This window comes from Hymenobacter sp. GOD-10R (assembly GCF_035609205.1).
Lineage (GTDB): Bacteria > Bacteroidota > Bacteroidia > Cytophagales > Hymenobacteraceae > Hymenobacter.
This window is the reverse complement of record NZ_CP141190.1, coordinates 30,254-43,437: the sequence shown is the minus strand read 5'-3', so window position 1 is coordinate 43,437 and position 13,184 is coordinate 30,254. Positions and strand designations below refer to the sequence as shown.

Genomic DNA, 13,184 nt, shown 5'->3' with positions numbered 1-13,184 from the left:
TATTAATGTTGCTAATGTTATCAGTGTTACTAATGTTACTCAGAGTTGTACTTTGCCTAATAAGCTAATATTAGATCTCGGCTTATGAAAAGTGGTTTTTCGTTCTACCGAAGCCCCTGCATCTTCAGAAACAAGCCACCTGGATTACGATCGGCCTTCACCTTATCGGTCTTGAGCTTGTACATGAATTTGAAGAGCTCATCAACCAGGCGTGGCTCGTTGAGGATTTGTTGCATGAGCTCGGCTTGAGCAATACCAAGCGAATCCAAGTGTTGACGAGCTAGCTGGGTACGGGTGTCATCTTGAGTGTCAGTAAATAGAATGGGTAACTGTTGTGGCTGTTGCTTACGTACGTAGAAGCGTACTCCAGTGAAGGCCCTCCCCTTCTTCTGTAGTTGGTAGTCAATCTGTAGATCTGTGTGTTCGTTGATCTGACGCACGGCAATATCGAGCACCCTAGCTTTGAGTTGACTGATATTTTGAAACTGCTCCGGCTCCTTGCCTGCAGGATCTTTGAGCTTGAGCATTAGCTTGAAATCTTCAAGGTCATAGGCCTTGGTTTCCCCAATGTCTTTCCACTGGCTGGCTAGCTGATAAATACGCTTGGCGTACTTACTTGTCAGCTTAAGGGCAGAATGAAGCTGATAGGAGGTGAAATTGTCTTTTAATTCGTACAGATAAGGTCGAATGTGCCGGGATAGCTCTATTTCTAGATACCCTTTCCCCTTGATGTACTCTACCTTCTGAAACATCCAGATTTGCTTGTAGACCTGAGCGTTTTCCACTTCGAACATACGCGAGCCCATATCAGCGGTGGCTTCTCGTAGTTGCTGATAGTTCCAACTACGCCCCGTTAGGTTCTCAATATCCTTGACGTAGATGCAATACTGCGTATCGGGACCGTCATCCTTCTTCAACTTGGATAGCACATAGAATAGGATGTCAAGCTGACAAGCTGAATAATCGTACCGGGCGGTGGTAATAGCGTTGTGCTGGCGAATTGCCAACTCCTTTAACTGCGTGCTATCCTGGGGCATGTGAATGGAATTTGCTCGCCAAGATAAATAATTATAGTATAAAAACCACTGGTATTTTTGTACGTGGTTTTTCACTTATAAAACGTGGTGATTAGACTTATAAAACGTGGTTTTTCACTTATAAAACGTGCGTCTTCACTGATAAAAAGTGGTATAAAACTTATAAAACGTGGTTTATTACCTTTATATACCTCTGCTAATCAATGAGTTATATCCCCTGCAAATAGATAAATATTACAAGCTTTCACAATATTGTTGTTAGTAGATCAGATTAGCTTTTAAGATATTGGTTTGACTTATAAAACGTGGTTTTTTAGAACAAGCAACAAACAAGCAAAAAACCGGGTGCATCATACAAACGATCTTAGTGATTGTATTTTTTTTAGTTTTATTTGATTAAAAACGAGTTATTCTCACATTTTATAAGTTCATTATCTAAAAACCACGTTTTATAAGTATTTCTCTATTGCCCGTGGCTTCAATAATAAATTGGCAATGGAGCAGATACTAAACTGAGCGGTAATTGAAGCCAGTAGTATTGGTGTAAGTAGAGATCAAAGCTGAAACTGTTTGACTTAGTACCACAGGTGTATTGAAAATACTCATTTAAGAGTTGCTCCATGTATTACTAGTGTTACTAGTATTATTTATTTATAACATGAGTAACACTAGTAATATATGGAACACATGTAACAAGAGTAAGATGCATAACAGTGGTATTACCCCTTAACATGGATATAATACCTATTCTGTTGTAGTATTGCCGTATGAGCAAGATTATCGCGTTTACCAACCAAAAAGGGGGCGTGGGCAAGACCACATCCGCAGCGAACATTGGCGCGGGCTTGGCAAGGGCCGGACACAGAGTACTGCTGGTTGATCTGGATCCTCAAGTTAACCTGACGCATGGACTGGGCTTATTAGATGCCGAGTTCAACGTGTATGGAGCCTTGTTGCACGAGTATAAGGTGAAGGCCTATCCCATCCAAGAGAGATTGGCTCTTGTAGCTGGCTCACCGGCCCTGTCCAGCTTCGAGAAAGTAAAGGGCGATGAGTTAGATCGTGAGTTCCTACTCAAAGATCTGCTTGAACCCTTGCATGAGCGGTGCGATTATATCCTGCTCGATTGTCCACCAGCGTTAGGGTTGATTACCCTTAATGCTTACGCTTGCGCCACGGATCTTTATATCCCACTGGAGGCGCAGCTCTACGCTACCGATGGTCTAGAGAAAGTGCTGGAAATGGTGGCAAGAGTGAAGCGCCGGCTAAATCCAGGATTGAAGGTTGGGGGAATCTTTTTCACTCGTTTTGATCCCCGTAAAGTACTACGCCGCGAAACAGCAGAAGTGGTGCGCGATAAGTATCCTGACTTGGTACTAACCAGCACCATCCGCGAGGCTATTGCCCTTGGCGAGGCACCGCACCTAGGGCAGGATATTTTCAGCTATGCGCCAACTAGTGCCGGCGCCGCGGACTATGAAACCCTAGTAAAAGAAATTCTGACTCGTTAATTCGGTAATTCATGGCCAAATCGTTCAAACAACTCACGCCTAAGGTAGAACTGCCGAAGCGTAACTCTGAAAAGGATATCCTTGATTTTCTAGAGCAGGAGAAGGTATCTGCTAATGATGAATCAATGACTATGCAATCAAATAATAACACTAGTAACACTAGTAGTACTAGTAACATAGGTGCTGATATCATGGCACAAAATGATAGTGTTACAGGTGAAGATGTAGATGTGCGTCAGACTTTTATCATTGGACAGCAGTATATGAACCGTCTCAAGGATTTCGTGCACACTAAACGGGTTAACGGACAATATGAGTACACGCAAAAACAGGCCTTGCATGAGGCCTTAGACCGATTATTTGAAGGGGCAACCATTGAGGAGCGACCAGCTCATATCAGGCAGCAGGAAGAAACCCGCAAGCAGCGTATTCGCCGCGGCATTACTAAATAGGGACTTCTTAAAAAACGGAGAATATAGCACAATAAAATTTTTCAGAAGCGGCAGTGTAATGTACACTTGCCTCAAACCTATTCAATACGTCACGCGAGTAGCCCTCTGTTAGACGAATTTACTTACTGAGAGAGGCTAAGTGACTAGATAAGCCTTGAAAACGTAGAAAGATCTTATCCCCACCGCCATAAAAAGGTCTCGGTATGTAAGATGTCTTCTCTCGAACACCTCCTGTCAAACGCTTCATTAGGGGGATTGCGCCACCATCCAACTCGCCCAACTTAGAGGACATATGAACTGAACAGCGAGCGGAGAGAAGAAAAGCAAGTCGCCGTAGAAAGCGGTTCTGGTAAGGTTGTATTCACCGGTTTTTCAACCCCCATACCAGAATTGCACCCTAAAAAAGGGCGGAAACGGGGTAAATTCCGCTAAAAAGGTCGTTTTTGACAAGGTCAATCTCATAAATTTTGAAATAAGGTATTAGCTGTCAATATTTTAACGAATTTTCATAGGGTTTTTGCCCTTCTGGTGGCTTGTAGCCCCACGACCCGCGCAGTCGGTCGCCTGCAATTGCACCCGAAAAAGGCCGATATCTGCCGGCGCTACGGGCTACCAGCTAGGCTTTTCAGTGACCATGGTCGAGCAAGGCCTGCACCGAATGGCTATACCACCGTCCAGCGTGCATGTTAGCTAGCCCAACGCAAGAACAGCAGAGGTAAGCAGAATTAGGCAAACGTTCGATCACGCATCGCATCCGCGCGTTTTCATTCCCTGCACTGGAGTTGCCGCCGACAAAACGCGCCAACGCGTTATGAATTCGTCACAACACCGTCGTTTTCGACCTTTTAGCACTTGCTTTTCTCATGTTCGTGGAGATAACTATCTGTAAATAAACATATTAGCTCGTATTTCTACTGTTTTTTCTCACGTTCCGGGCGCTAGCCCCACGACTCGCGCAGCGCGTAGCGTGCAATTGCACCGCAAAAAGGACGATATCTGCTGCTCGCTGGCTTCGTTGAGCCTAGACACGCTTGTCTGGCGAACGGCCGTGCTCGCTCACCTGACCAGTGATAACGTTTGCTGGCAGGGTACCAAAACGGTCATGCGCCTACACACCGCACCTTGGCTCTGTTGCTGGTGTGGTGCATAGGCACCCGCATGCCGCTGGCGTTCCCGGCAGGAGCCAGCCAGTGGGAGCGAGAAAGCTCCTCCTACTTCCCGAAGAAGTTGACGAACCAGAAGGTGCCTGCCACTAGATTCGTGAGGGCGAAGAAAGGGCTTACTATTTTAGTAATCACATGTTTATGCGATTGCCTGATGGACGCATGTCCTGTATCTTAAAGAAGCCTTCTACTGCCAAGAAAGCAGGGCGAGTCCAGGCGTCCAAGCAGGGCCATCGCGACTTCGTGTTAGCCGCGCGGTAGCCCACGACCAGCCCCGGGGTACCCTAGGATCGACTTGTTTGGAGGACATTGTCTCACCGTTAACCAATCTACTGATGAACGCCCGAACTGTTCTAGTGCTCGCCCTCGTCTGGTGCGGCGCTTGTGGTGGGAGTGCGGATGACGAGGATCCGAAACCCGCTTGTCTGGATGTGACGCCCCTACTAGGCACGTGGGAGGGGAATTATATGCAGGTGAGTACGCTGCACTCCTATCCTATGATCCTGGAGGTCCAAAAGGTAAAGGACTGTACGTGTTCAGGGGTAGTCAGATGGCCGACCTTAAGCAACAGCATTACCGCTATGGAAGGCTATGCTGACAACCAATACTACTACTTTACGGAGGCCACCTTGCTGCAAGGTTCCAGTACGCTGATCCTGAAGGGAACGTATGTGGCAACCCTGCTTTCCGGGCAAGCGACGGGTTTAGGAAAAGATCAATTGGGCGGCAATTGGTATTTTCCAGATCAGAATCCATTCAAGCCTCCTTATACCGCCTACCCACACGGAGGGATCTATACTGTCGTGAAAAAATAAGCCTGCTGATCGCGGTCTATCTCGTGCGCCTGTTTTGCAGCGAGAGAAGGGAGCAGCCAGGCGCTTAGCATCGGGTCAGGGGTTCGGTATAAGGCGACAAATGGCAGGACTGGTGCCTTAATCATGCTCTACCTTCCCTGGGAGTAGTAAGCGTGTGCGCCTTAAGCCTGGGCAGCTCGTTGGGCCAGGCGTTGCACCTGTTTGTGGGTGAAGGTGCAACCTCGCCGCGTGCGGAAGCCCAACTCCTCTAGCTCCAGCGCAATCTGGTTATAACTATGCCCCTGTGCCAGCCGCGCCAAGATCAAGGCTGTCGCCTGGCGATTGCCCTCGTGTTGACGGGCATTGCGCTGCCGCGTGGCCAGCCCCTCCACCTGTGCTTCCAATGTAAGGTTCTGCGGCGAGCCTAATTGCTTGCCCTGCTTTTTGAGCACCTGTAGCGCGCGGCGCGTACGTTCGCTGATCAGATCGCGCTCCTGCTCCGCGAGCGCGGCAAAAATGTGCACGGTAAACTTGTTGGCCTGGGGCTGATCACAAGCAACAAACTCCACCCCCGACTCCATAAGCGAAGCGATAAAGGCCACGTTGCGCGAGAGCCGGTCGAGCTTGGCAATCACCAGCACCGCTCCCCGGGCTTTGGCCAGCTGCAGCGCCTGACGCAGCTGCGGCCGCTCCGCAGTCTTACCACTCTCTACTTCCACGTACTCCCCCAACACGGCGTCTTCCCTTACGAAGCTACGCACCATCTGCTGCTGAGCCGCTAGGCCTAAGCCACTACGACCTTGCTGGAGGGTACTCACACGGTAGTAGGCAACATAGGGCATCAGCAGGAGGGGAGGGGTGCAAAGGGTGCTATGAGAAGATCGGAAGCAAAAATAGTGGTCTTGGACATTTTACAAACGCTCCTTTATAAAATGTCCAACCCCCCGTGGAACATTCCTCAAAAGCACAAAGCCCCCGCTGAGAACAGCGGGGGCTTCAGAATAGGAGAGCGTATCAGAACGCTCATGAGAGGAAGGGCCTAAGGAACTGGGTCAGCCACGAGGTCCTCGGCATTGATGCGGTAGACGACTTCGTCGTCCGTGGTACTGATTGCTTTGAAGCCGGCTTGCCGGGCGACCTTCTGGCTGGCTTCGTAGTACTCGCCCGCGACCCCGTAGCTTACCGTCACCTGCTGCCAGGGTCGACTTCGCAGCAGGTAGGGGAGGAGTTCGTCTCGCAGGGCAGCGGTGAGCAGGCCTTGCCCGCGGTAAGCGGGGTCGACCACCCAATGTAAGTCCCATTGGCCCGCGTCTTGAATGGCGGCCACGCAGACCCGGTCGTCGTTACGAATGAGGAAGAGGGTGTGCGTCCCCGTAAAGGACCGCGGGCCCTCCACAGTCTTGGACGTGTAGTGCACCTCGACTTCGGCCTCTTCCACGTGGGGAGTGATTTCGAAGTAGGTGTAGGCCGGTACCTGGGCGACCGGCTGGCCGTTGGCGCGCAACATGACGGCCAAGATGGTTTCGTGCGTCATACAACTAGGGTTTGACGGTGAAAAAGGTGTTGCGGATGCGCTGCTTGATGGCTCTCATTGGAAGAGTCAGATCCGCTATCCGGTTCATCAAACATACGGAGTTTGCTCGATAAATGTATCGTATACGATACGAATACTCCTCGTGGAGCCGCGGTCCTTCGGGACCGTGAAAAATCCGGCTACTATTCGCGCTTTTGGCGAGCATCTACGCACCCTGCGTCAGCAAAGAGGCCTGAGCCAACAAGCGCTGGCAGACGAAGCTGATTTAAGTCGTCCGACCATCCAACGGGTAGAAACCGGTCACCTGTGCGCTAGCTTGGATGTTTTAGCCAGCATTGCACGTGCGCTACAGCTTCCCTTGAAAGATCTAATGGACTTTCCGGAGCCTGGTGCTGCGCTTTAAGTTCGTGCCGTACGAAGAGAAGCCACTGATTTGTGTGCCCTGAATAAAGTGTGCTTTTATGTATTTGGTAAGTACAAAGAGAAGTTGTCGTTAAGCTACCTAGGCCAAGTAGGAATTAGCGCCAGATTAATGGCTAACGCAACGGTAGCTTTATAATCATCTGATGCGCTCGATTGCATATGAAAAACTGGTTGTTTTTGTTCATTGCTATTATCAACGAAACCATCGCCACTTCCGCGCTCAAGCTCTCGGAGGGCTTTTCCAAACCCCTGCCTAGTCTCATCACTATTACCAGCTACGGAGTGGCCTTTTACTGCCTAAGCTTGACGTTGCGTACGATCCCGGTGGGGGTAGCGTATGCCACCTGATCAGGGATCGGCATTGTCTTGGTGATCCTGGTGGGCATCGTGCTCTATCAGCCGGTGCCAGACGCCATCCGGCAAACAGACTGGCAACTCGTATATTGAATCTTTTAACGACAGCTTCCGAGAGGAATGCCTAAATGTGCACTGAGTTTTGTCACTGATCGATGAGCAGGATAAAATCGAGCAATAGCGGCAGAAATATAAAAGATTCCGCCTGTACAGCTCGCTGCAGAATTTAATGATCGACCAGGTAATGGCTGCTGCCGCTACTACTGAGCTTCAGAACGCTTTATTCTCTGCTTTGAGGTAGTCTAGTAAGTATAGGAGATTAATAGCTGAAGACAACATGCAACCACCTTTCAATATTTATTAGGCATGTAAATCAGGGTAAAGCTGTTAGCACACTATGCAAGCAATAAATATACACTGTATAAGATGCTGCAGGTCAGATTGTAAACTACTAAGGCTTTACTCAAAATATTAGCACAACTTGAAAGGGCTTAGCCTTATGGCTACCTTAGCTGAAAAAAATACGTCATGCTATCAGACCGCCTCATATTTCAAGGCCACGATACATTCATTTGTCGAAATAACTGGCTAAAGAAAGGCTATGACTTTCTCCATAGTGGCGGCAACTTTACAAATGCCGATTCAGTCGTACGGCTAGGAGTTGGTAAAAACATGGTTACCTCTATCCGTTATTGGTTGCGGTCGTTCGGCTTAACAGATGAGATAGATGTCCTTCAACCTATTGCTCATCAAATACTTGGTGCAGATGGTTTGGACCCCTATCTTGAGGATGAAGCTACTTTATGGTATCTACACTACTTACTAGTAAAAACTGGCCGGGCTTCTCTTTATCACTTCATATTTAATGAGCTGCGTAAGCAAGGCTTTTCCTTTAGCCGTGCCCAGCTCCAGCAATATGTAACGAGAAAGTGTAGTGAACGGGGAGTGGCAGTGAATGAGAATACGCTGGAGTCGGATATGACCGTCTTTGTGCGGACTTATGGTCCCTCTGGAAAAGATGGTGGTAAGGTAGACATTGAAGAAGAGTCGACTGGGTTGCTGCAAGACTTGGGCTTGCTAACCATCAGTAAGACTGATGGCATCCGATACCACATCGAAAATACGGAACGTCCTGAGTTGCCTTGGCAAGTGGTTTTGCAAGTAATACTCGAGAATGAATCGTACGGAGAAGCAATCAGTTTTACCGATTTGGAAGTCGCTCCTGACTCTCCAGGACTAGTGTTCGCCTTGAATGAAAAAGGACTATTTTACAAGATAGAGGAAATGATGGTGCAGTTTCCGACTGCTATCGTTTACTCAAGCACAGCAGGAAACCGCGTGTTGACCATTAAGAAAGATCTAATCAACCTCACTGAGGTTCTGCAAGCATATTATGGCCAAGTCGTATAGCCCTTCCGTCAACATTGTGCGCGATGCGAAACATGAATTGTCGTATCTGCCCACACAGAATGCACAGCGGATTTTTGGGCAAATTGTTAACAACTATTTGTCAGGCACTCATTGCTTTAACATAGTTGGGGCTTATGGTACAGGTAAGTCAGCGTTTCTGTGGGCGTTTCAAAAAACACTGAAGAAGAAGCATGAATATTTCAAAACAGAAGTTGGCTTTAAAAATATTAAGTCTTTTCGATTTGAGCGTTTCATAGGTCAGTATGCTTCTCTGAAAGAAACGTTTGCTCAGCATTTCATCACAGATGGGAATGCTGAAACGACAACGGAGTACATTCTGCTGGCTATTGAGCTGCAGTACCGCGAACTTGCCAAGAAAGGCGCAGCACTCATCCTTATAATAGACGAATTTGGTAAGTTTCTAGAGTATGCGGCCAAGGAAAGCCCAGAGGATGAATTGTACTTTATCCAAGAGTTAGCTGAGTATATTAACGACGCCAGCCGGGATATAATGCTGGTATCGACGGTTCACCAGGACCTAAGTGCATATGCCGTCAGCTTAGGACGCACACAACGGCAAGAATGGGAAAAAGTAAAAGGACGTCTGAAAGAATTGACTTTCAACGAGCCGGTAGAACAGCTCCTCATGCTTGCGGCGCAACAGCTAATTACTCTACCACAGCCCACCGTTGCCAATCCAGCAACGAATACAAGGTTGTTTGAAGCAATAGAGAATGCCAAAGCATTCCCGTTGCGTGACTACTTCACGCTGGAAATGCAACAACAACTATGGCCACTTGACTTGCTTGCGGCCGCTGTATTGGTACAAGCATTGCAGCGCTACGGTCAAAATGAACGGTCATTGTTCTCCTTCTTGCAGTCTAACGATTATCTTGGTCTAGAACAGCAAGCCGTTCAGGGAACGTATTACAATATAAGCCTGGTATATGACTACCTGAGCTTCCATTATTATTCCCTACTTACCTCTCGCTACAACCCACACTTCGCTCAATGGGCCATTATTCGGTCAACGCTGGACCAAGTAGAGAAGTATTTAGATGAGGCAGCTGATTCAGAAACCGCAAAACAGCTGATAAAAACCATTGGGCTGCTTTCCATTTTTGCGTCGGCTGGTGCAGAAATTAGTAGCGAGTTTTTAGAGGTCTACACTCAAACAAGCTTAGGACAACCCACTGCAGCTCCTATACTGAAGGTACTGCAACAGCATAAGCTCGTGCGCTTTGTCCCACACAAAAATAGCTTCATTCTGTTCGAAGGAACAGACCTAGATATCGAAGTCGCTATCGATGAGGCTGGAAGTCTTGTAGAGCAAGTTACGGATGTGGCTAAACGCCTGCGTGAGTTTTTCACGTTCCCTTATATCGCCGCCAAGCAAGTTTCCTTTGAGCGAGGAACACCCCGCATTTTCGAAGTACGGATGACGGACGATGTGCTATTAGAGGAGCCTCGGGGTGAAGTAGATGGTTTCGTGAACCTGATTTTCTCCGACGCCCTCACCATTGATAAGTTACAGCACACTGTAGGCAGTCGCAATGATGCAGTGCTGTATGGCATCTACCAGCGATCGGGCGAAATCAAAAAGCTAATCCGCGAGATTGACAAGGTGCGCAAGGTTCGGGAGGAAAACTTAAATGATAAAGTCGCTCGGAGGGAGCTAAATAGCATTTTGGAACACCAAGAGGCATTGCTTCGACACTATGTGATAGATAGCCTATATGCGCGGGACGGAGCCATTGCTTGGTTTTTCAATGGACCTATTCCTGTGAATTTTGAAGGGCGACGTAGTTTCAACCGTTGCCTGTCGGCTATTGCCAATTACGTGTACCCCTCGACCCCGGTATATCGTAGTGAGCTAGTTAATAAAACCAAACTGTCGTCTCCTATCCAGACTGCCCGAAAGAACTTTATGCGGGCTTTGTTTGAAAATTGGCAGCAACCTGATCTTGGTTTTCCTGAAAAAAAATATCCACCAGAGAAAACGATTTATCTCTCGCTACTTCAGGAGACGGGGATACATCAAATCATCAATGGTGGCTATACGCTGACTGCTCCAAATAATCTTTCTTTTCAGGCTCTATGGCAAGCTTGTGAAGATTTCCTCCAACGGACTCAAGAAGGTCCGTTGAAGGTTTCGGACCTGATGCAAACCCTACTCCGAAAACCTTTCAAGCTTAAGCAAGGCTTCGTCGACTTCTGGGTACCCTTATTCCTATTCATGAAGCGCCATGAGTTTGCGCTGTATGGTGAGCAAGGGAAATACATCCCAGAATTACGATTAGAAGTTGTGGACTTGTTCTCTAAAAGCCCTGGTCAGTATGCCATCAAAGCATTTGCTTTGGTTCCTGAGAAACTGGCTCTATTCAATGACTACCGGGAGCTATTACAGCTCAACCCTGCTGAGCGGGTATCTAATGAAGGGTTTATTGAATCAATTAAGCCCTTCTTGACTTTCTACAAGTCTTTACCCATTTATGCCCAGCGCACCCGTAACTTGCCAGTGGCTGCACAGCGCTTGCGGGAGAGCATCGTTACGGCGAAAGACCCTGAAGCGGCGTTCTTTGAGAAGTTTCCAGGGGCCTTAGGGTTTAATCTGCCCGAATTGCAGCGTGACGCTGCTACGCGGGAACGGTATGTACAAACCCTACAGGAAAACATAGCTCGTCTTCGTCAAGCCTATCCTGCTCTGTTGGTACGCCTTGAGGAATTCATCAGCAGCCTGGTAGTTGGCAAAGCAGTTGATTTCGAGACATATAAGAAACGGCTCCAGGGGCGTTTTCAAGGCTTAGATAAGCAACGACTACCAGCAGACCTTCGCGTTTTTCAAGAGCGCATCATGTCTAAGCTGGACGACCGAGAGTCTTGGCTCAACTCTATGGCAAATTGCTTATTGAGTAAGAGTCTTGCCGGGTTTGAGGACGCAGATGAACGTATTTTTCAGGACCGTTTTCAACAACGAGTGCACGAACTCGATAACTTGTGCGAATTGACTAAAGTGGATGTGAATCCAGAATCGGAGGATGTGTTTCGTTTGGGAATCTCCGCTTTTGGCCAAAAAGAGCAAACCCGTATCATTCGCCGCCCGAAACAACTAAGTGCGGCAGATACTGGTTTGGAAAATCAAATACGGACCTTACTAGGCGACGATAAAGCTCGTAGCCTTGCAATTCTGGCCCGCTTATTACAAGAACAACTGTAGTACTATGAGCAAGCCCCCTCGGCACGTATTAGGCATTTCAGGCGGCAAGGACAGTGCGGCTTTAGCTATCTATCTGCGTCATAAGCACCCTGAGCTTGATATTGAATACTATTTCTGTGACACTGGTAAGGAACTTCCAGAAACGTATACACTCATCAGTAACCTTGAGAACTATCTAGGAAAGAAGATAACGCGTCTAGAAGCTGCTCCTGACAGCCCAGAAGACTCGTTTGACCACTTTGTGAAAGTGTACGGAGGTTATTTGCCTTCGTCGAGTGCGCGGTGGTGTACCAAGAAGTTAAAGCTGGAGCCCTTCGAACAGTTTGTAGGTGATGACCCAGTAATTTCCTATGTGGGTATTCGCGGGGACGAAGACCGAGAGGGGTATATCTCTCGCAAGTCTAATATTCAATCTATTTTCCCGTTCCGCCGCAACATTTGGAGTGAGGATGTGGTGCAGAAAGTACTAAAGGCTGATGCATTGTCTCAACTTCGTGAGTTATACGAGGAGTTGAGTGAGCCCACACAGAAGGCACGGTTAGTAGCGCTAGCCGAAACTCCTTTATCGCGCAGCTTTTCTCAGTCGCAAAAGTTGAGTGCATTGCTAGATGCTGACACACGGCTGTTTAATCAAGTTGTATTCCGCATGTTACGTGGCACAGCCTACCCATTGGCGGAGGCTGCTGAATTCTCGCTGCTAGATAACGACGACAACTTGATCCGGGCTGACATCTTCCGGTTGTTGCGGGAAAGTGGAGTGGGAGTACCTGCCTATTATGAAAAAATAAGCTTTGAGGTGGACGGAAAGCAAGGGGAATATGCCCGAAGCAGATCGGGCTGCTTCTTCTGTTTCTTTCAGCAAAAAATAGAATGGGTGTGGTTGTATGAGCAACATCTAGCGCTCTTCGAGCGGGCACTGGCTTACGAGCGGGAAGGTTATACTTGGATGGAGGAGCCGTTAACCGACTTGATTAAACCTGAGCGTATCCGAAAGATTAAGTTGGATGCTATCAATAAACAGAACAAAGCCAAAGTACAAAGCAGCCAATATCTGCTTGATATCTTAGATGACGAAGAAGAGGTAGGCTGCGCGTCTTGTTTTATATAATGTATGAAACAAGAACGGTCGGATATAGAACATCCCCTTTGGCGCAAGAAGGTGGACGCGTTTGTATTCAAGGACGCTGCCACTCCTATTCCTAAGTTTCTTTGGAAAGTTTGGGGAATTGAAGAGCTGTTCAGAGTTGAGGATTCTGTAGAGATACAGAAAGTCCCGTACGCGTGATATA

At 47.8% G+C, this 13,184-nt stretch carries 10 protein-coding genes and 1 pseudogene; 8 read left to right on the top strand and 3 right to left on the bottom strand.

Annotated elements, in window-relative coordinates:
- Window positions 1–104: 104 nt before the first annotated feature.
- Entirely contained in the window at window positions 105–1,037 is a 933-nt protein-coding gene (locus SD425_RS29955; RefSeq protein WP_324680919.1) for a replication initiation protein, read from the bottom strand.
- A 767-nt stretch (window positions 1,038–1,804) separates the two neighbouring features.
- On the opposite strand from SD425_RS29955, the gene SD425_RS29950 reads away from it, so the two are divergent.
- The 3 genes from SD425_RS29950 (at window position 1,805) to SD425_RS29940 (ending at window position 4,978) form a co-directional block, all read left to right on the top strand.
- On the top strand, window positions 1,805–2,548 hold the full coding sequence (locus SD425_RS29950) for a ParA family protein (RefSeq protein WP_324680917.1): 744 nt from the start codon (window positions 1,805–1,807) through the stop codon (window positions 2,546–2,548).
- Between the two features lie 11 nt (window positions 2,549–2,559).
- The gene (locus tag SD425_RS29945) at window positions 2,560–3,000 is read left to right on the top strand and encodes a hypothetical protein (RefSeq protein WP_324680915.1); all 441 of its coding nucleotides are present in this window, start codon (window positions 2,560–2,562) and stop codon (window positions 2,998–3,000) included.
- A 1,744-nt stretch (window positions 3,001–4,744) separates the two neighbouring features.
- A complete protein-coding gene (locus SD425_RS29940; protein WP_324680913.1) occupies window positions 4,745–4,978 on the top strand; it encodes a hypothetical protein in 234 nt (77 codons plus the stop codon).
- Window positions 4,979–5,139: 161 nt separating this feature from the next.
- Here the strand turns inward: SD425_RS29940 and SD425_RS29935 are convergent, their stop codons facing one another.
- Together SD425_RS29935 and SD425_RS29930 are read right to left on the bottom strand one after the other, a co-directional pair.
- Entirely contained in the window at window positions 5,140–5,799 is a 660-nt protein-coding gene (locus SD425_RS29935) for a recombinase family protein (protein WP_324680912.1), read from the bottom strand.
- A gap of 197 nt (window positions 5,800–5,996) precedes the next feature.
- Complete coding sequence (locus SD425_RS29930) at window positions 5,997–6,374, bottom strand: GNAT family protein (RefSeq protein WP_324680909.1); 378 nt, start codon at window positions 6,372–6,374, stop codon at window positions 5,997–5,999.
- 259 nt (window positions 6,375–6,633) lie between these two features.
- Here SD425_RS29930 and SD425_RS29925 point away from each other — a divergent pair, with 259 nt between their 5' ends.
- The 5 genes and pseudogenes from SD425_RS29925 to SD425_RS29900 all read left to right on the top strand — a co-directional run bounded on the left by SD425_RS29925 (window position 6,634) and on the right by SD425_RS29900 (window position 13,003).
- Window positions 6,634–6,894, top strand: a complete 261-nt coding sequence (locus tag SD425_RS29925) for a helix-turn-helix transcriptional regulator (protein ID WP_324680907.1) — start codon at window positions 6,634–6,636, stop codon at window positions 6,892–6,894.
- 179 nt (window positions 6,895–7,073) lie between these two features.
- Window positions 7,074–7,259 (top strand): annotated as a pseudogene (locus SD425_RS29920) (DMT family transporter); the annotation flags it as partial.
- A gap of 537 nt (window positions 7,260–7,796) precedes the next feature.
- Window positions 7,797–8,678, top strand: coding sequence for a DUF4007 family protein (locus tag SD425_RS29910; RefSeq protein ID WP_324680905.1), 882 nt, complete (start codon window positions 7,797–7,799; stop codon window positions 8,676–8,678).
- Window positions 8,662–11,895: a hypothetical protein gene (locus tag SD425_RS29905; RefSeq protein WP_324680904.1), complete on the top strand. Its 3,234-nt coding sequence runs from the start codon at window positions 8,662–8,664 to the stop codon at window positions 11,893–11,895. Before SD425_RS29910 ends, SD425_RS29905 begins: the two co-directional genes overlap by 17 nt.
- A gap of 4 nt (window positions 11,896–11,899) precedes the next feature.
- On the top strand, window positions 11,900–13,003 hold the full coding sequence (locus SD425_RS29900; protein ID WP_324680902.1) for a phosphoadenosine phosphosulfate reductase family protein: 1,104 nt from the start codon (window positions 11,900–11,902) through the stop codon (window positions 13,001–13,003).
- Window positions 13,004–13,184 lie beyond the last annotated feature (181 nt).

Bases quoted from the DNA above. Each gene is read 5' to 3' on its own strand.
- SD425_RS29955 (WP_324680919.1), bottom strand. From the start codon at position 1,037: ATGCCCCAGGATAGCACGCAGTTAAAGGAGTTGGCAATTCGCCAGCAC.
- SD425_RS29950 (WP_324680917.1), top strand. From the start codon at position 1,805: ATGAGCAAGATTATCGCGTTTACCAACCAAAAAGGGGGCGTGGGCAAG.
- SD425_RS29945 (WP_324680915.1), top strand. From the start codon at position 2,560: ATGGCCAAATCGTTCAAACAACTCACGCCTAAGGTAGAACTGCCGAAG.
- SD425_RS29940 (WP_324680913.1), top strand. From the start codon at position 4,745: ATGGAAGGCTATGCTGACAACCAATACTACTACTTTACGGAGGCCACC.
- SD425_RS29935 (WP_324680912.1), bottom strand. From the start codon at position 5,799: ATGCCCTATGTTGCCTACTACCGTGTGAGTACCCTCCAGCAAGGTCGT.
- SD425_RS29910 (WP_324680905.1), top strand. From the start codon at position 7,797: ATGCTATCAGACCGCCTCATATTTCAAGGCCACGATACATTCATTTGT.
- SD425_RS29905 (WP_324680904.1), top strand. From the start codon at position 8,662: ATGGCCAAGTCGTATAGCCCTTCCGTCAACATTGTGCGCGATGCGAAA.
- SD425_RS29900 (WP_324680902.1), top strand. From the start codon at position 11,900: ATGAGCAAGCCCCCTCGGCACGTATTAGGCATTTCAGGCGGCAAGGAC.